This is a genomic window from Campylobacter concisus, from assembly GCF_002165775.1.
GTDB lineage: Bacteria > Campylobacterota > Campylobacteria > Campylobacterales > Campylobacteraceae > Campylobacter_A > Campylobacter_A concisus_E.
The window spans coordinates 40,659-58,250 of sequence record NZ_NDYP01000001.1; the positions used below are offsets into that span (position 1 = coordinate 40,659).

Below are 17,592 nucleotides of genomic sequence, written 5' to 3' on the forward strand. Positions count from 1 at the left end.
ACAAGAGATTAAAAAATTAATTATTAGTAAATTTTCTAAAGATGCGGTAAAGATTTATTTCAAATAATCTTTCACATCATACTCTTTGCCAGCATCGTGATCTTTTAAAAGCTTTGCCACGATAGGGCTTAAAATGATGATGGCAATTAAATTTGGTACGACCATCAAGCCATTAAACATATCTGCTAGGCTCCAGACAAAATCAACCTTTTGTAAGCTTCCCAAAAATACAAAAACGACTACTAAAATTTGAAAAGCTCTGACCGCCTTTGCGCCAAAAAGGTAGCGCACATTGATCTCAGCAAAGTAGTACCATCCAAGAATCGTTGTAAATGCAAAGAAAAATAGGCAAACAGCTACAAAACTATATCCGCCAACCTTACCAAAGATATGCGATGAGAAAGCCTCTTGTACTAAGGTTATCCCTGTAAAGACTGCTTTGCCATTTTCAAAGCTAATAACATTTGCAGTAAGCACTACAAAAACGGTGATATTTAAAACAATAAAAGTATCTACAAATACACTCATTATGCCAAGCACTGCTTGATCGACTGGGTGTTTGACGTTAGCTGCAGCGTGTGCGTGTGGAGTTGAGCCCATGCCAGCTTCGTTGCTAAAAAGACCCCTTGCTATGCCGTATCTCATCGCAGCTGCTATGCTAGCTCCAGTCGCTCCACCCCACGCAGCTGAAGGATCAAATGCTGCTTTGTAGATAAGCAAAACTGCATCTGGAATTTCGTGAAAATTTAAAGCGATAATGATTAGTCCAACACCTACATAAAGTAAAGCCATCAAAGGCACGATCTTTTCAGCCACTCTTGCGATCGCCTTTACGCCACCTATAAAGATGACCGCGCAGACAATTGCTAAAAAAGCTCCAGTTATCCACTGAGGTATACCAAAGGCACCTTTAAAGCCGTCTGAGATCGAGTTTGCTTGCACCATATTGCCGATAAAGCCAAGTGCGATAATGATAGCGATAGCGAAAAATCCAGCTAAAATTTTTGCCCATTTTCCCTTTAATCCACGACTTATATAAAATGCCGGACCGCCTATCGTGTGACCGCTATCGTCTTTTGTACGGTAAATTTGAGCTAGGCAAATTTCAGCAAAATTTGTAGCCATGCCTAAAAATGCAGCGCACCACATCCAAAATATCGCTCCAGGACCACCCATGATAAGAGCTGTTGTCGCACCTACTAGATTGCCAGTGCCAACTTGTGCGGCGATCGCAGTTGCAACTGCTTGAAACTGGCTCATACCGGCTTTGCCAGCAGCTTCGCCGTGAAGTGAGAAATTCCCAAAAAGCTCTTTTAGACCCATTTTAAACTTAAAAATTTGAACAAACCCAAGCCTAATAGTAAAAAATAGTCCAGTGCCGCAAAGTAGGGTAATAAGGAAGTATGGTCCCCAAAGAAATGAATTTATACTTTCAACACAATTATTTAAAATTTCAGCAAAATTTGTAGGCATTTTCTTGACTTTCATTGGTGTAGTTTAGAGAGCGAGTATATTTAAAAAAATATAAAATTAGAATAAATAAGAAAAATTTTTTAGCTTGGCTTAAAATTTTGTACTAGTTTTCGGCTTACTCGCGATGAACTTGCTTTTACTAGCAAGATTTTACGACCAATATTTTTACGCTCTAAGGCGTTTTTTGATTGATAATTTCTAAATTTATTTCACAATGAAGGTTTAGAATGGCTAAAATTATTTCTTGATTTTTGGATTTTAAAATTAGGTTTTTATGCGTTTTAGACAGCTTTTAAGAGAAATTTGCAATCTTTATTGCGTGGATATAACTTGGCAAAACGTATTTAGCTCTTAGTTTTGCTAAAAATTTTTTCAAAAGCGTTTAAAAGGCTTTGACGCTAAATTTTACTTCATTGTTATTTGCTGATTTGCCATATTTTGTCCGCTGCTTGGCCTACCGATAGCCACGCTCTACGCTAAATTTTTCTAGCCGATCGCCGCCCAAAGCTGTTTAAAAATTTCTGGAAATCTGCTTGCTCTGCCATAAGCTGTCGTTAATCTGCTCCAACGTCTTCTATCTTTAAATTTAAAACAGACCTTTCAACTTGACAGAGTAAAGCCTAATATTTAACCCTTGAATTTTATTTTCTCTAGCCACTCATTTAGCGTTTTTTCAAAGCCTATGCCTTTGCTTTTGTAAAAAACGAGCGGTTTCTCTAGATATTTTTGCTCGACCCAGCCGCCAAAATCATGCGGATAAAGGTAGTCTTTGCTCTCTTTTGTGTGATTTTTTAGATATGGCGGGATCTTTAAAATTTCCTCGCTTTGCACGTATTTTAGGGCAGCATTTATTGCATTGTAGCTGGAGTTTGACTTTGGCGAGCTGGCTAGATAGATGGCGCACTGAGCCAGTATGATCCTAGCCTCTGGAAAGCCTATCTCTTTTACCGTACTAAGCGTGCTGGCGGCTAAATTTAGTGCATTTGGGTTTGCATTGCCGATGTCTTCGCTGGCAAATATCGCCATCCTTCTAGCGATGAAGTCCGCACTCTCGCCAGAGTCTATGAGCCTTGCGAGATAGTATATGACGGCATTTTCGTCGCTTCCACGCAGGCTTTTTATAAAAGCACTTGCTAGCTCGTAGTGCGTGTCATCCTCTTTTGCTCCCTCTTTTAGGGCATTTTGACGTAGTGTTTTTAAATTTTCTAGGCTCACGTTTTCATCAAGTGTGACGGCAAATTCAAGTAAATTTAGCATAGCTCTTGCGTCGCCGCCACTACTTTTAAATAAATATTCCTTGGCTTCATCATCTATGCTAAAAGAAATTTGCTCCCTGATCTTGCCAAGAAGCTCCTCAAAGTCGCTACTACTAAGCGGTCTAAACTCAAAGAGCATAGAGCGACTTCTGATGCCTGAGCTTAGTGTGAAAAAAGGATTTTCCGTGCTAGCGCCGATGACTAGGGCTTTGTAGTTTTCCATGGGGATTAGCAGTGCTTCTTGTTGGGTTTTGCTAAGCCTGTGGATCTCGTCTATGAAAAAGAGTGGCTTATTTAGGGCATTTTCGTAGTTTTTTAAAATTTTGCGAAAGTCATCTATCTTTAAATTTCCGCCGTCAAACTCATAAAAGTCGTAGTTTGCGCCGCTTGCCACAGCCCTTGCAAAGCTCGTCTTGCCACAGCCTGCTGGACCATAAAAGATGGAGTGCGGGATCTTGCCGGCGGCTATAAATTTTAAAAAAGCTGCTTTAACCGCCTTTTGTCCGCAAATTTCATCCAAGTTTTTTGGTCTAAACATCAGTGCAAGTGAGTTCAAATTTATTCCTTTACCGCTTTTGGCAAAATTTTGGCCTTAGCGCTAAGGCTCTCTATCTTTAGCTCGTAAATTTTTATGATTTTTAGCCCATACTGCGCCGCTGTTTCAAAGGTGTTCATCGCATAAGCTGTGTACTTTAGGCTGAGAATTTTTAAAATTTCATATTTTTTAGCTTCGTCTGTGATCTCGTAAACTTTAGTTTTTGCGATGGCACTTTTGTACTCAGTCGTAAAAACCTTGCCTCCAAGTACCTTGCCATCGTCTTTTATTGCATCTAGCTCGCTTTCGCTTAGATGCGGGACTTTGTTAAAACTAACGCAGACAAACTCCACTTTTCGTCCATCTTGAAGTAGTTTTGCCTTACAGCCAGCGGTAGCTCCGTGTATAAAAATGCTTTCACCAACTCTAACAGGCGAGATCGGTACGCTAAAAATTTCTCCCTCATCATCCACACATGAAATTACTGCATATTCACATTCATCTATGATTTTTAAGCCATCTTCACGGCTCAGCTCTCTATCTTTTCGTCTCATTTTTTATCCTTTTTTTGAAAGAGCATTTTAAAATTTAAGTGCTTAAAGGCTAGTATAACGCAAAAATTTCAAGGAAAAACATGAGAAAAATAGCTATTTTTGCCATTTTGCTTGGCGTAAATTTAGTCCATGCAAACGATGTTTGCAATGAATATATCAAGCAAAGTAGGCTCTATCTTGATGAGCTTTATGCCAAAGAGAGCAAGCGACTTGCAAATGACGAAAAGGCGTTAAGGCTTTTTGAGCTTAAATTTGATGAGTTTAAACAAAGACAAAGCGGCCAAGAAGCCATAATTTTACAAAACAAAGATGAGAAATTTTGCAAAAGAAAGCTTGAAGAGACAAATAAACTTTTAAATGATCTAAAAAAATAGATCAAATTTTTACGTTTAGATCCCAGTCTATTGGCGTTTTGCCGTGGTTTGCTAGGTAGATATTTGCCTTTGAAAAGTGCCTGCAGCCAAAAAATGCTCCACGAGCCAGCGGACTTGGGTGGGCTGCCTCTAAGATGAGGTGCTTGCTAGCGTCTATAAGTGGTGCTTTTGCCTTGGCTGGGTTGCCCCAAAGCATAAAAACTACGTTTTGTAAATTTTCGCTTATCTTTTTTATGACGGCGTCTGTAAAGCCCTGCCAGCCAAAGCTAGCGTGAGAATTTGCCACTCCAGCGCTAACGCTTAAAGTTGAGTTTAGTAGTAGTACGCCTTGCTTTGCCCACTTTGTAAGATCGCCGCTATTTGGCTCTTTTATGCCAAGATCAGCGTAAATTTCTTTATAAATATTTACAAGACTTGGTGGGACTTTTACGCCACTAGGCACTGAAAAGCTTAGCCCCATGGCTTGATTTGCGCCGTGGTATGGATCTTGGCCTAGGATGACGACTTTGACAGAGCGAAATGGCGTTAGGTTAAATGCATTAAATATAAGCGCACTTGGTGGATAGACGGTGCCAGTGCTCTTTGCTTTTAAGAAATTTTCTTTGATACGCGCGAAATTTTCACTCAAAAACTCATCTTTTAGCACTTCTTTCCAGCCTGGCTCGATCTTTATACCATCTAAATTTATCTGCATTTTCCTGCCTTTTGTAAGTTTTAGCAGTATAATTTTAACTAAAAATTTATCCAAAGGAAAGAGCTGTGTCTGAGCAAATTTTTAATAAGATCCACGATCTTCTTAGCAATAATGAAGCTAAATTTAAAGTTCTAAACCATGAGAGTGCGACCACTTCAGAAGAGGTAGCAAAACTTAGGGGAACAAAGATGAGCCAAGGCGCAAAGGCTCTAGTTTGCTCTATAAAAGGAGTAGATGAGGAAAAATTTAGGCAAATTTTTAAAGATGAAAATGTGCTAAATGATTATTTGCTAAGCGATGAAAAGCCAGCGATGAAGGCTGGTAAAACTTATATTTTGGCTATTTTGCCAGCCGATATGCAAGCAAATCTTGATAGCTTGACACAAAAATTTGACGGCAAAAGGGCAAGCCTAGCTAGTCCAGATGAAGTTTTGGCATTGACAGACTGTGTTTTTGGTTCAGTGCCACCATTTAGCTTTCATAAAAATTTACACATTGTAGTTGATGAAAGGTTGCTACAAAGAAACGATGAGATCGCATTTAATGCGGGACTACTTGATAGATCGATCATTTTAAATACAAAAGATTATAAGAAGATAGTACGACCAACGCTAATAAATTTTGCAGAATAAAAAAAGTGCTAGGCTAACCACTTCCTAGCACTAAATATTGTCGGGAGAAAAATGAATTTAAATAATGCAAAGACGAGAAATTGCTAAATTCATTTCAAGAACAAATATTATCAGGCATAATCTTAAAGTATAATAAATTATATAAATAAAAAGCTTTAAATTTAGGGATTTATATATTTAAATATAAATATATATATTTCATAAATAAATTTATATATCAAAGCTTGTGGATTTAAAAAGAATTTATAAAAATTTGCTTAGTAAATATTAAGTTTAGCTTAAAGCCCATTTCGATAAAATCCTTAATCGTTCTTTTATCGTAAAAAAGACAATTTGATATAAGGAAAAACAATGAGCGATATCATCGCATACAAACTAAATGGCGAAATAGTCGATACACAAAGTATCGCAGGGCGTGAAAGTGGTGCTGAGCCTATCTATTTTGACAACTCAAAAGAAGCACTACACGTTATCAGACACTCCTGTGCACACCTCATGGCACAAGCTATCAAATCACTCTATCCAAAGGCGAAATTCTTTGTCGGACCAAACGTAGAAGATGGATTTTATTATGATTTTAGAGTTGATGATGAGGGCACGAAGCTAGGCGAGAGCGATCTAGCAGCGATCGAAGAAAAAATGAAAGAGCTTGCTGAGAAGAAATTTGACATAGTCAAAACTTGCTCGACCAAAGCTAATATGAGTGAAAAATTTAAAGACGACGATCTAAAACAAGAGGTCTTAAAAAGAATTCCAGATGGCGAAGTGAGTAGCTATTCGCAAGGCGATTTTGAAGATCTTTGCCGTGGACCACACGTACCAAATACTAAATTTTTAAAATTTTTCAAGCTTACACGCGTGGCTGGAGCTTATCTTGGAGGCGATGAGAGCCGTGAGATGCTAACTAGAATTTATGGCACAGCTTATGCAGATAAAGAGAGTTTAAAAGAGCACATCCGCATCATCGAAGAGGCCAAAAAGCGTGACCATAGAAAGCTTGGTACCGAGATGAAACTATTTACTTTTGATGAAGAAGTGGGTGGTGGCTTGCCGATCTGGTTACCAAATGGTGGACGCTTGCGCTCTAAGTTAGAGCAAATTTTATACAAAGCCCATCGCGACCGTGGCTACGAGCCAGTGCGTGGGCCAGAGCTTTTAAAAGCTGACGTGTGGAGAAGAAGCGGTCACTACGCAAACTATAAAGAAAATATGTACTTTACGACGATCGATGAGGCAGAATACGGCATCAAGCCAATGAACTGCGTTGGTCACATCAAAGTTTATCAAAGTGATATCAGGTCTTACCGCGATCTACCGCTTAAATTTTTCGAATACGGCGTCGTGCATCGCCACGAAAAAAGCGGCGTTTTACACGGACTTTTCAGGGTACGTGAATTTGCCCAGGATGACTCACATATCTTTTGTATGCCGAGCCAAATCAAAGAAAATATCCTAGAAATTTTAAAATTCGCTGGCAAAATAATGGAAAATTTCGGCTTTCATTACGAGATGGAAATTTCAACTAAGCCTGCAAAAGCGATCGGCGGAGATGAAATTTGGGAAACTGCGACCAAAGCACTAAAAGAAGCGCTTGATGAAAACGGTTTTAAATACGGTATCGACGAGGGCGGTGGTGCATTTTATGGACCAAAGATCGACATCAAAATCACCGATGCACTTAAAAGAAAATGGCAGTGCGGCACGATCCAGGTTGATTTTAACTTGCCAGAGCGCTTTGATCTAGGCTACATCGACGCAAATAACGAAAGACAACGCCCCGTAATGCTACATAGAGCCTTACTCGGTAGTTTTGAGAGATTTATAGGAATTTTACTTGAGCACACTGCTGGTGAGCTACCATTTTTCATAGCTCCAACGCAGGTTGTCATCGTACCTATTAGTGACGCGCATTTAGACTACGCAAAAGAAATTTCACGTGAGCTAAGAAAGATCAACGTCGATAGTGAGATCGCAAGTAAAAATGAGAGTTTAAATAAGAGAATAAGAACGGCAGAAAAACAAAGGGTGCCTATGATAGTCGTGCTAGGAGACAACGAAGTAGCGAATAAAAGCGTTGCATTGCGCGACAGACAGGCTAGGACGCAGAGTGATATGAGCTTGGCGGAATTTATAAATTTAACGAAGGAGAAACTTAGTGAGGTACATTTTTGAGTAAGGAAAATGAAGTATTGCTCAATGAGGACATAAGGGCGAGAGAGGTAAGATGTGTAGGGGATGATGGCACGGCATACGGTGTCATCTCAAGAGATGAGGCTTTAGAGATCTCAAATAAGCTTGGGCTTGATCTAGTGCTTATAGCGCCAGATGCGAAGCCGCCAGTTTGCAAGATAATGGACTATGGTAAATTCCGTTATCAGCAAGAGAAAAAGCAAAAAGAAGCCAAGAAAAAGCAAAAAACCATCGAGATAAAAGAGATAAAACTCTCTGTCAAGATCGCCCAAAACGATATAAACTACAAGGTTAAACACGCAAGCGAGTTTTTGCAAGATGGCAAACACGTTAAATTTCGTGTCTTTTTAAAGGGTCGCGAGATGAGCACACCAGAAGCTGGCGTAGCTATGCTTGAGAAGGTCTGGGAAATGATAAAAAATGAAGCTGATCGCGATAAAGAACCTATGATAGAAGGTCGTTATGTAAATATGCTTGTAACTCCAAAAAAGGGTTAAATTTTCACAAAGAGCAGGCTCTAGGGCTTACTCTTTGTTACATTAAATTTTTTTAATACAAAAACTTACAAATAATTATTTTCTAAAAATCCTCTCATTTTATATTTGCTGAATTTACGCAAAGGCGTTTGCAGGGTTGATACGGCTTACGGTTAAATTTTGTAGAATAAATTTAGGAGTGAATTAATTTAGTAAATTTCGATCTTTGTTTGCTGGAGTTTACCCGCTTTGTTATCGCTCGCATGAGTATTATGCTGAAAATAATCTAGGCAAATCGACTTTCTTTGCGAGCTTACAAATTTTTAGTGCTTACGTGAGTGTTTTTAAGCTAAATTTTGCCTAATATCTAGCTAAATTTGGCAATGAGATATCGCTTTAATAATGCTTTTTACAAAAAGCTTTGGCTACTCTTGGTTTTATGTGACGACCAAATTTGATGAGAAATTTGCTTGTTCATGGATTAAATGTAGCAAATTTTAATTTTTGCTTACTAGAATTTGCTCCATCCTCTTTCTGCCAACCATTACATAGACACTTTGCTGAAATTCGACTAGGTAAGAGCTCGCTTGAAAGAGTAAATTTGATAACTTTTTTCGAGTTGTAAATTAATGGTGCCTGTGCGAGAGTTATAAGCTAAATTTCGCCTAGCAGCTGTATAAATTTGCTAAAAAATTCGCTTGTTTATAGTTTAAATTTATAAAAGAGAATTTAGGCTGGGTGAGCATAAATTTATTAAATTTTATAAGCCATTTCTTGGCAAAAATCAAATGTCCTATAATCTGCTTGGATAAAATTTAGTATTTGCTCATTCTCTGTAAGGACTTCTTCATTTTGCCTTGTTATATCGATGCCAGCTAACACTATAAAAATTTCTTGCTCGCAACGCGCTTGCTACAAATTTCTTCATCTTTAAACAGCCACACATAAACATACCACTCGTGCAATCAAGCAAAAGCATCCATGGCAAAAACTTTCAAATTTGTTGCACAAACCTCGCCACTCCACCATTTGCCACCACGCCAGCTTTTTTGACAAAATTTCTATTAAATGCTCTAAAAATAGTGATCTGCTCGCCACCTTAGTATCAATATTTTAAATTTAGGCGAGCTTCAAATCCACATCTATCACACCACCACGAATTTGTCAAAACGAACGCTGCATAAAATACTTCAAACTAGCGTAAATTTGATAGTTTGTCAGTAAAATTTGCTATACAAAAGGCAAACTCTCTTTTAGCTAAAAGCCCAAACTTATTTCATATTGATTTACGTCCAAATTTAACTTGGACGTAAATTTATAGAGCCAAGAGTAAAATCAGCCCTACACATACCCTTGATCTATCATCGCATCGGCCACTTTTCTAAAGCCCGCGATATTTGAGCCAAGCACCAGATTTCCCTCGTCGCCAAACTCCTTGCTAGTCTCGTAGCTAAGCTCAAAGATATGATTCATGATGCCGTGTAGTCTGCGATCGACCTCCTCAAAGCTCCACGAAGTCATACCAGCGTTTTGCATCATCTCAAGGCCCGACGTGCCCACGCCGCCCGCGTTTGCCGCCTTTGCCGGAGCGAAGTAAAAATCCTTTTGCACTAGCATAAAATTTATCGCATCAAGCGTGCTTGGCATATTTGCGCCCTCAGCCACGAAGCGACAGCCGTTAGCGTAGAGCGTCTTGATGTCGGCTAGGTGAAGCTCGTTTTGCGTCGCGCACGGAAACGCTCCATCGCACGGCACGTCCCACACGCCGTTTCTACCCTCTTTGTACTCGCTCACGCTTACGTATTTTGCGCTCGGTCTAAATTTAACGTATTCGCTAAGGCGCGCGCGTTTTACTTCTTTTAGCTCTTTAAGTACCGCTAGATCTATGCCCTCTGCGTCGTAAACGTATCCGTTTGAATCAGAAACCGTTATAGGCAGCGCGCCTACTTGATAGAGCTTTTCTACCGTGTAGATGGCGACGTTTCCGCTACCGCTTATGCTGCACTTTTTGCCCTCTAGCCCAAGGCCTGCTTTTTGCAGCATGTTTTGCGTAAAATAAACTAACCCGTATCCGGTCGCCTCCGTGCGCACTAGGCTGCCGCCCCAGTTTAGGCCTTTGCCAGTTAGGATGCCGTCAAATCTGCCCGTGAGCTTTTTATACTGCCCAAACATATAGCCTATCTCGCGCGCGCCCACACCGATGTCGCCTGCGGGCACGTCCACGGTGTTGCCGATGTGGCGGTATAGCTCGCTCATAAACGCTTGGCAAAAGCGCATTATCTCGCCCTCGCTCTTGCCTTTTGGATCAAAGGTGCTGCCGCCTTTTGCGCCGCCGATATTTACGCCCGTGAGCGAGTTTTTAAAAATTTGCTCAAATCCTAGAAATTTTAGCACGCCAAGATCCACGCTAGGATGCAGTCTGATGCCGCCTTTATAGGGGCCGACGGCTGAGTTAAACTGCACGCGGTAGCCGTTATTTACCTGCGGTCTGCCGTCATCGCCCGTGTACGTGACGCGAAAGATCACCGTGCGCTCAGGGATGACGATGCGTTCTAGGATCGCGTGTTTTTGGTACTTGCTCTCTCTTTTTATAAGCGGCTCGAGGCTGTTTAAAACCTCGGTCGCAGCCTGGACAAAGACGCCTTGACCCGGATTGGTCTTTTTTATCCACTCCATCGTTTTTTCGATGTACTCGCTCATTTTGGCTCCTATTCGTCAAATTTTCGTAGTTGAATATTAACTCTCCTAGAAAAAATTTTTATTTAAATTTATTTTTATATTTTTATTTTAGGCAATGAGCGTTACATATCGAAACTAAATTTATAAAAAGTGGTTTTTGTTTCGATCGCTGGGATAAATTTATAAAAGAGAATTTAGGCTGAGTGGAGCCTAAATTTACTAAATTTGCGCCATCTCTTGCCAAAGATCAAGTGCTGTGTCGTCTGCTTGGACAAATTTTAGGATTTGCTCGGTTGATGGCAGGGTTTCTTCACTTAGCCTTGCTATATCGATGCTAGCAAGTGCTATGAAAAATTTCTCAAAGTCGTTTGCGACGCACCTGCTGCAAAGCTCCTCATCTCCAAAGAGCCATGCATAGACCGCGCCACTCGTGCAATCAAGCAAAAATATCCACGGATCACCCACGGCAAAGACTATTAAATTTAAAGGGCGAGCTTCACCTTGCCACCATTTGCCACCAAACTCATCTACGCTATTTAGTCGTACTATCTCGCTTGCATAGTCGCCTCTAGAGCCAAATTTGACATTGCAAATTTCAAAATTTCCAAGGTCAAATTTGCTTAAAAGCTTTATAAATTTAGCTGGGAAATTTACGCCAAGAGCTTCTTGTGCGTTTTTAAGTGCTTGTGTGGTAGCTTGAACATCATTTTGAAGCAAGAGCCTCATGCCAGTCATACCCTCTTGCTCTAGTGGCAAAAAAATTTGATCTAACTTTTGAGCGATTTCATCTAGCTTTAAAAACATATCAGTCCTTTAATTTGCTAAATTTTGGCAAATTTTATCAAATTTATTTCAGCGTGCTTTTAATTTTGGCTCATTTGTTACCAAATTTAGACCATGATCTTCATAAATTTAAGAAGCTGGCATAGATAACTAAAAAACTAGCAATCACTAAATGTGAGATGTTACAAAGGGTTAATGATGAGGTAAATTGGCTTGGTAAAGCCGTGTAGCCCATAAAAGAGATTTATGACGATGCTAAAATATACGAACTTGAGCGCTTTTGCGTACGAATTAGCTCGCCGCTTATAGTGGAGTGTAAAGAAATTTTGGACGGCGCATCGTTCAAAAGTGGAGCAAAAGATAAAAAACTTAAATGGGGGTGTGCCGCCTAAAGATCAGGGCACAAGGATAGGCAAAACCGTCTGGTGGCTAAAGCTTGGCGCATATCTCTACACGCTAGTTTTTCTATGTGAGGGAGTGCTTTGCTTTGGCACTGCTGACAAGGGCGGACATCTCTATGCTATCGAGGCAAAAAGTGGCGAGGTGATGTTTAAATTTAAAACAAGTGGCGCGGAGCATTTTCCTTGAGTCGATAGTTAAATTCTACTCGCAAACAACAAAAATAAGCCAATTTTGATAAGCGCTAGAAATGGCTTGCTACTAAAAAAGATAGAGTTTGAAAATTTTGGCTTAGTTACAGATCAGATCATGTCAGTAGACTCTACGTTATGGCAAATGATAAAGCTAAGACGTACGCAGTTTGCGCGAGGATTTAGCCTTGGCGAAATTTATCGCCAAAGCCGTAGTGTGAGATAAAATTATCTCTTCTTTTTATATCTTTTTATCGCCTCTACGATGACTTCTTCTAGGTCGTCGTTTGGCTCTTTGTTCATATCATCATAGGTGTTTTCAAGGATAGTTTTTAAGTTTTTCTCAACGTAGCTAGTATCGAAAAATCCCCTTCTAAACTCCTTGCTTTTGCTGATCGTTAGCAAAAATGGGATGATAGTTCGTACGCCTTCTATGGTAAATTCTTCAAGTGCTCTTTCAAGCTTATTTACCGCCAGATCGTAGTCGGTCGCCTTTACGATCAGCTTTGCGATTAGTGAGTCATAAAATGGCGGTATGGTGTAGTCTTTATAGACGTGGCTATCGACGCGCACAGATGGGCCAAGAGCTGGGTAGTAGCCCTCGATCGTGCCTGGTGCTGGTATGAAATTTTCCCAGACATTTTCAGCCGTGATCCTAGCCTCTATCGCGTAGCCACGTGGTTTGATATCGCTTTGCTCTATCTCTAAAATTTCACCCGCAGCGATTCTTATTTGTCTAACAACTAGGTCATGGCCTGTGATCTCTTCGGTGATGCCGTGCTCCACCTGGATACGAGTGTTCATCTCCATGAAGTAAAAGTTATTGTAGTCATCTAGCAAAAACTCGATAGTTCCTACGTTTGAGTAGCCCACAGCCTTTGCAGCAGCCACTGCGGTTACACCCATGATCTTTCTTAAATTTTCGCTGATAGATGGGCAAGGTGCGATCTCGATGATCTTTTGGTGGCGCCTTTGGATAGAGCAGTCACGCTCGCAAAGGTGGATGATATTGCCGTAGTTATCGCCTAAAATTTGAAACTCAATGTGACGAGGATTTACGACAAGCTTCTCCATAAAAACTTCATCGTTGTTAAAGTAGGTCTTTGCCTCTCTGGTACAAGACTCAAAGGCATCTTGCATATCTTCTTCCTGCCAAACTTCTCTGATGCCACGGCCACCACCACCACCGCTTGCTTTTAAGATGACTGGGTAGCCGATGCGTCTAGCGTGCTCTTTTATAGCGTCCATGCTCTCGTCATTTAGCTTTTCTGTGCCTGGAACGATTGGTATGCCGTTTCTCTTCATCAGGTATCTTGCGATATTTTTATCACCCATTTTTCTGATCACTTCAGCCTTTGGACCGATAAAGATAAGCCCAGCGTCCTCGACCGCCTTTGCAAATTCGTAGTTTTCGCTTAAAAAGCCGTATCCTGGGTGTATCGCGTCAGCCCCGCACTCTTTAGCAAGCTTTACGATCGCTTTGGCGTCAAGATAGCCTTTGATCGGATCTTCGCCCACTTGATAGGCCTCATCAGCGATCCTCACATGTAAGCACTCGCTATCTGGCGCTGTGTAAATTCCTACGCTTTGAATGTGTAAATCCCTACAAGCTCTGACTATCCTAACTGCGATCTCACCACGATTTGCGATAAGAATTTTATGTATCATAGGCTATCCTTTTTGAGTTTTGCTTATCATATAACTATTCGTTTTATTTTTAGATAAATTTATTAAGTGTAGTTTTAAAATTTGAGTGCAAAGGCTAAATTTACACTCAAATTTGTCTATCTATTGATGATTTGTGGAAAAGGCGTGGCTAGGGCTTTTTTACTAAAATCTTGAGACTCGATCGTGAAATTTGTAGCAAATCTTTGAATGCCCTCTTTTTTATAAGCACGCCTTTGAATGGTAAAAAGGACTAAATTTCCGCCCTGTTTGGTGTAGCGATATATCGAGTGCTCCGCTGTTGGCATACCATTTAGATTTGAAAATATCGTGATATCAAGATAAATTTCATTTGCCAGTGAACCCTTTTTATAAGCCACTTTTAGCCCTTTTGCTTTTAGCTCTTTTAGATCATTTATCTTTTGCTCGACTGCTTGCTCTGGCGTAGCGTCAAATTTAAGGGTATTTAGCGATAGCATATAGCTAAAACTATCTAGTTTCTCACCAGGAAGCAAATACTCCTGCGTGAATAAATTTGGCACAGGTTTGGCTGAACTTGCTAGCGAGTAGAGTCTGTTGTCAAATTTTATCTGCATTGGCTCAAAATACTGAGTAGCTGCGAGCAAGAGGGCTGGCAAAGCGATAAATGCTAAAATTTTCTTCATCAAATTCCTTTAAAATGGATTTACTATCATGACCCAGATGATGATGAGCATCGCGATAGTTGGCACTTCGTTGTAAGCTCTAAAGAAGATGCCACTTTTGTTACAGCGCTTTTCTTTGAGCTGCTTCATGTAGCGTCCAAGGTCTAGGTGATAGATAGCCATTAAGATGACAACTAAAATTTTGACATGGATGTGACCAGTTTTTATAAGATCAGGCATCGCTATAAGTATCAATATACCAGTTACAAATGAGCCAATCAGTGCGACCCAACCGATGTAGTGATACATCTTGTACTCCATCACTTCGACCACTTTTACAAAGTCTGGCTTGTCCATGTTTTCTACGTGATAAACGTAGAGCCTTGGCTGATAAAACAGTACTGCCATCCACGAGATGAAAAACAAATAGTGGAGGTATTTTAAGTAAAGATAATATTCTGCCATAACGTCTCCTTATCTAAAAAGTATCTCTTTTCTAGCTTCAAATTCAGCCTTGCTGATCGCACCATTCTCAAAAAGTTCGTAAAGTCTTTTTAAGTCCTCTTCTTTATCTTTTAGTTTTAGTCTCTCTTTTAGCTCGATCTTTTGTAAATTTTTATCAACATAAGCGCCAACTAAAAATGCATCGATGATCCACCAAATACCCCAAATAGCCAAAAATAAGTAGCCAATGAGGATGATTTGCAAAGAGCAACCGATAAAAAATAGTCCCATCATTAAAAAGCCAGTGATAAATTTACCAAGGTAAATTCTATGCGCTCCAAGCCAGCCAGTAAGTAGCCAAAGCGCGTATGCGACGTAGATATTATTTCCCACTCTCTCTCCTTTTTCTAAAACTTTGCCAAAGTATCATCACGACGCAAAGATCGATCATCACATCGGCGAAGTTAAAGACCGCAAAGTTAAACCACTTGTGCCAAAAGACGTAATCCACGACGCCGCCATGGACAAATCTATCTGTGATATTTGAGCTGCCAGCTCCTAGCAAAGCTCCAAGCCAAATAGCATGCGAGCAAAGCAGCTTTTTCTCAACGACTAGATAGACAAAAACGCCTAAAATAAGGGCTATCTGGATAAATTTAAGCCACTCATCTAAAAAGGCGAACATCGAAAATGCAACGCCCTTATTATATGTAAGAACTAGCGAGAAAAACTCGCCCTCCCACGAAAAACCATCTATAAATATCATTTTTATCGCTTGATCAACAATAAAAATTATAAAAAACGCTATGAAAAATTTAACTAAGTTTTTACGCATTTAAGGCTTTTACAAAAAATTTCTCAACTTCATCCATGCGTTTTTCAACTAAAGTTTGATTTTTGCCCTCAAGCAAAAGTCTGATCAAATTCTCAGTGCCAGAGTATCTAAAGAGCGACCTTATGCCATCTTTTGCAAGGCTAGCCTCAAGCTCTTTTAGCCCCTCTATCTTATCAAGCGGCTTTTTCTCCGTGATCTTTAAATTTAACAAAATTTGCGGATACGGCTTTAGCTCACCAAAAATTTCACTAGCCTTTTTGCCTTTTTTTAGCATCATCGCAACGACTTGCATCGAGGTTACAAGGCCGTCGCCAGTCTTAGCGTAGTCGTTAAATATCACGTGGCCGCTTTGCTCGCCACCAAAATTTATGCCATTTTCTTTCATCATCTCAAGCACGTATTTATCGCCTACGTTTGAGCGAAGTAGCTTGATCTTGTGAGCTTTTAGATAGTCATCAAGTGCGGCGTTACTCATCACCGTAGCCACGATGGCTCCACCTTTTAGCGCCTTTTGCTCGTGCAAAAATGCAGCTAGTGAGCCAAGTATCGCATCGCCATGCACAACTTCGCCGTTTTCGTCAACTACTACAAGCCTATCAGCATCGCCGTCAAATGCAAAGCCGATGTCGGCACGAAGCCTTTTTACTTCGCTTGCTAGATCCTCTGGATGAAGCGCGCCACAGTTTTGGTTGATATTGCTACCATTTGGTTCGTCGTTTATGACGATGACGTCGGCTCCAAGCTCGCTAAATACAGTTGGTGCGACCTTGTAAGCAGCTCCGTTTGCCACGTCTAAAACTACTCGTAAATTCTTTAAATTTAGCTCTTTTGGGAATGAATTTTTGATCTGCACGATATATCTGCCGATAACATCATCGATCCTCTTGTTTGCACCGATCTCTGTCATCGTCTTTTGAGCGTTTGCAATGAGTTCATCGTCGTAGAAAATTTTCTCTATCTCGGCTTCTATTTTTTCATCTAGTTTGTTGCCAAAGCTATCAAAAAATTTAATGCCGTTATCGTAGTATGGATTGTGCGATGCACTTATCATGATACCAGCATCACAGCGCATATTTTCTGTTAAAAATGCGATCGCAGGCGTTGGCATAGGACCTATTTGAAGGACGTTGTAGCCAACCGCAGTTAGCCCTGCAACTATGGCGGTTTCTATCATATAGCCGCTTTTTCTAGTATCTTTTCCAACCAAAATCACATTTGTCGCTGAGGTCTTTCTGAAATAAATTCCAGCTGCCATTGCAAGACGCATAGATGTTTGAGCTGATAGCTTTTCGCCTGCCTTGCCACGAACACCATCTGTTCCAAATAGTTTCATAAATTTATCCTTTTTATTATAAAATTGTGCTATTTTATCAGAATTTACCTAATTTAAAATCTAAAATTTTACTTTCATTAAGGATGACTTAAATTAAGGTTAAATTTATTATATCTTTAATATAATCACCGACTAAAATTATTCAAAAAGGTATATTATGGCAAACCATAAATCTGCTGAAAAAAGAGCTAGACAAACTATAAAAAGAACAGAAAGAAATAGATTTTACCGCACAAGACTTAAAAATATCACAAAAGCAGTGCGTGTAGCTGTAGAAGCTAAAGATCTAAATGCTGCAAATGAAGCTTTAAAAGTTGCTAACAAAAGTATCCACAGCTTCGTAAGTAGGGGCTTTTTGAAGAAACAAACTGCTGCTCGCCGTGTTAGTCGCCTTGCACAATTAGTAAATACTCTAAAAGCTGCTTAATCTATAAA

At 40.0% G+C, this 17,592-nt stretch carries 19 protein-coding genes; 7 read left to right on the forward strand and 12 right to left on the reverse strand.

The features are described from left to right. Positions 1–54 precede the first annotated feature (54 nt). The 3 genes from B9N66_RS00205 to B9N66_RS00215 form a co-directional block, all read right to left on the reverse strand. Complete coding sequence (locus B9N66_RS00205; protein WP_087579400.1) at positions 55–1,473, reverse strand: alanine/glycine:cation symporter family protein; 1,419 nt, start codon at positions 1,471–1,473, stop codon at positions 55–57. A 627-nt stretch (positions 1,474–2,100) separates the two neighbouring features. Continuing rightward, a complete protein-coding gene (locus B9N66_RS00210; protein ID WP_257639732.1) occupies positions 2,101–3,267 on the reverse strand; it encodes a replication-associated recombination protein A in 1,167 nt (388 codons plus the stop codon). Between the two features lie 20 nt (positions 3,268–3,287). Beyond that, a complete protein-coding gene (locus B9N66_RS00215) occupies positions 3,288–3,818 on the reverse strand; it encodes a pyridoxamine 5'-phosphate oxidase family protein (RefSeq protein ID WP_087579402.1) in 531 nt (176 codons plus the stop codon). A gap of 80 nt (positions 3,819–3,898) precedes the next feature. Between B9N66_RS00215 and B9N66_RS00220 the strand changes: the two genes are divergently transcribed. Further along, positions 3,899–4,192, forward strand: a complete 294-nt coding sequence (locus B9N66_RS00220; protein ID WP_087579403.1) for a hypothetical protein — start codon at positions 3,899–3,901, stop codon at positions 4,190–4,192. 1 nt (position 4,193) lies between these two features. Here the strand turns inward: B9N66_RS00220 and ung are convergent, their stop codons facing one another. Further along, positions 4,194–4,886, reverse strand: a complete 693-nt coding sequence (gene ung / locus B9N66_RS00225; RefSeq protein WP_087579404.1) for a uracil-DNA glycosylase — start codon at positions 4,884–4,886, stop codon at positions 4,194–4,196. Positions 4,887–4,951: 65 nt separating this feature from the next. Between ung and B9N66_RS00230 the strand changes: the two genes are divergently transcribed. From B9N66_RS00230 to infC, 3 genes are all read left to right on the forward strand, one after another. Beyond that, complete coding sequence (locus tag B9N66_RS00230) at positions 4,952–5,518, forward strand: YbaK/EbsC family protein (protein WP_087579405.1); 567 nt, start codon at positions 4,952–4,954, stop codon at positions 5,516–5,518. A gap of 351 nt (positions 5,519–5,869) precedes the next feature. Then, entirely contained in the window at positions 5,870–7,690 is a 1,821-nt protein-coding gene (gene thrS, locus B9N66_RS00240) for a threonine--tRNA ligase (protein ID WP_087579407.1), read from the forward strand. Further along, a complete protein-coding gene (infC, locus tag B9N66_RS00245; RefSeq protein WP_085657966.1) occupies positions 7,687–8,205 on the forward strand; it encodes a translation initiation factor IF-3 in 519 nt (172 codons plus the stop codon). Before thrS ends, infC begins: the two co-directional genes overlap by 4 nt. 1,320 nt (positions 8,206–9,525) lie before the next feature. On the opposite strand, the gene gdhA is transcribed toward infC, so the two are convergent. Next, entirely contained in the window at positions 9,526–10,884 is a 1,359-nt protein-coding gene (gene gdhA, locus B9N66_RS00250) for an NADP-specific glutamate dehydrogenase (RefSeq protein ID WP_087579408.1), read from the reverse strand. A gap of 198 nt (positions 10,885–11,082) precedes the next feature. Next, positions 11,083–11,667 (reverse strand): SMI1/KNR4 family protein, encoded by a 585-nt coding sequence (locus tag B9N66_RS00255; RefSeq protein ID WP_087579409.1) that lies wholly within the window; start codon positions 11,665–11,667, stop codon positions 11,083–11,085. 327 nt (positions 11,668–11,994) lie between these two features. Here B9N66_RS00255 and B9N66_RS00260 point away from each other — a divergent pair, with 327 nt between their 5' ends. Both B9N66_RS00260 and B9N66_RS00265 read left to right on the forward strand, forming a co-directional pair. Then, positions 11,995–12,234, forward strand: a complete 240-nt coding sequence (locus tag B9N66_RS00260; RefSeq protein ID WP_087579410.1) for a PQQ-binding-like beta-propeller repeat protein — start codon at positions 11,995–11,997, stop codon at positions 12,232–12,234. A gap of 45 nt (positions 12,235–12,279) precedes the next feature. After that, on the forward strand, positions 12,280–12,462 hold the full coding sequence (locus B9N66_RS00265) for a hypothetical protein (protein WP_087579411.1): 183 nt from the start codon (positions 12,280–12,282) through the stop codon (positions 12,460–12,462). A gap of 2 nt (positions 12,463–12,464) precedes the next feature. Here B9N66_RS00265 and B9N66_RS00270 read toward each other — a convergent pair whose 3' ends face one another. The 6 genes from B9N66_RS00270 to glmM form a co-directional block, all read right to left on the reverse strand. Next, positions 12,465–13,904 carry an acetyl-CoA carboxylase subunit A gene (locus tag B9N66_RS00270; RefSeq protein WP_054195976.1) on the reverse strand — a complete coding sequence of 480 codons (1,440 nt, stop codon included), beginning with the start codon at positions 13,902–13,904 and terminating at the stop codon, positions 12,465–12,467. Between the two features lie 116 nt (positions 13,905–14,020). Further along, complete coding sequence (locus B9N66_RS00275; RefSeq protein ID WP_087579412.1) at positions 14,021–14,566, reverse strand: hypothetical protein; 546 nt, start codon at positions 14,564–14,566, stop codon at positions 14,021–14,023. A 9-nt stretch (positions 14,567–14,575) separates the two neighbouring features. After that, positions 14,576–15,010, reverse strand: coding sequence for a CopD family protein (locus tag B9N66_RS00280; protein WP_004317437.1), 435 nt, complete (start codon positions 15,008–15,010; stop codon positions 14,576–14,578). 9 nt (positions 15,011–15,019) lie between these two features. Continuing rightward, complete coding sequence (locus B9N66_RS00285) at positions 15,020–15,382, reverse strand: NINE protein (protein ID WP_087579413.1); 363 nt, start codon at positions 15,380–15,382, stop codon at positions 15,020–15,022. After that, a complete protein-coding gene (lspA, locus tag B9N66_RS00290; protein WP_087579414.1) occupies positions 15,372–15,824 on the reverse strand; it encodes a signal peptidase II in 453 nt (150 codons plus the stop codon). The genes B9N66_RS00285 and lspA overlap by 11 nt, the downstream gene beginning before the upstream one ends. Beyond that, positions 15,817–17,157 carry a phosphoglucosamine mutase gene (glmM, locus tag B9N66_RS00295; protein WP_087579415.1) on the reverse strand — a complete coding sequence of 447 codons (1,341 nt, stop codon included), beginning with the start codon at positions 17,155–17,157 and terminating at the stop codon, positions 15,817–15,819. The genes lspA and glmM overlap by 8 nt, the downstream gene beginning before the upstream one ends. Positions 17,158–17,314: 157 nt before the next feature. Here glmM and rpsT point away from each other — a divergent pair, with 157 nt between their 5' ends. After that, entirely contained in the window at positions 17,315–17,584 is a 270-nt protein-coding gene (gene rpsT, locus B9N66_RS00300; RefSeq protein WP_004317319.1) for a 30S ribosomal protein S20, read from the forward strand. The last annotated feature ends 8 nt before the right edge of the window (positions 17,585–17,592 follow it).

Excerpts from the sequence above, each read along its gene's own strand:
- B9N66_RS00205 (WP_087579400.1), bottom strand. The coding sequence starts at position 1,473 with ATGCCTACAAATTTTGCTGAAATTTTAAATAATTGTGTTGAAAGTATA.
- B9N66_RS00210 (WP_257639732.1), bottom strand. The coding sequence starts at position 3,267 with ATGTTTAGACCAAAAAACTTGGATGAAATTTGCGGACAAAAGGCGGTT.
- B9N66_RS00215 (WP_087579402.1), bottom strand. The coding sequence starts at position 3,818 with ATGAGACGAAAAGATAGAGAGCTGAGCCGTGAAGATGGCTTAAAAATC.
- B9N66_RS00220 (WP_087579403.1), top strand. The coding sequence starts at position 3,899 with ATGAGAAAAATAGCTATTTTTGCCATTTTGCTTGGCGTAAATTTAGTC.
- ung (WP_087579404.1), bottom strand. The coding sequence starts at position 4,886 with ATGCAGATAAATTTAGATGGTATAAAGATCGAGCCAGGCTGGAAAGAA.
- thrS (WP_087579407.1), top strand. The coding sequence starts at position 5,870 with ATGAGCGATATCATCGCATACAAACTAAATGGCGAAATAGTCGATACA.
- gdhA (WP_087579408.1), bottom strand. The coding sequence starts at position 10,884 with ATGAGCGAGTACATCGAAAAAACGATGGAGTGGATAAAAAAGACCAAT.
- B9N66_RS00255 (WP_087579409.1), bottom strand. The coding sequence starts at position 11,667 with ATGTTTTTAAAGCTAGATGAAATCGCTCAAAAGTTAGATCAAATTTTT.
- B9N66_RS00270 (WP_054195976.1), bottom strand. The coding sequence starts at position 13,904 with ATGATACATAAAATTCTTATCGCAAATCGTGGTGAGATCGCAGTTAGG.
- B9N66_RS00275 (WP_087579412.1), bottom strand. The coding sequence starts at position 14,566 with ATGAAGAAAATTTTAGCATTTATCGCTTTGCCAGCCCTCTTGCTCGCA.
- B9N66_RS00280 (WP_004317437.1), bottom strand. The coding sequence starts at position 15,010 with ATGGCAGAATATTATCTTTACTTAAAATACCTCCACTATTTGTTTTTC.
- lspA (WP_087579414.1), bottom strand. The coding sequence starts at position 15,824 with ATGCGTAAAAACTTAGTTAAATTTTTCATAGCGTTTTTTATAATTTTT.
- glmM (WP_087579415.1), bottom strand. The coding sequence starts at position 17,157 with ATGAAACTATTTGGAACAGATGGTGTTCGTGGCAAGGCAGGCGAAAAG.
- rpsT (WP_004317319.1), top strand. The coding sequence starts at position 17,315 with ATGGCAAACCATAAATCTGCTGAAAAAAGAGCTAGACAAACTATAAAA.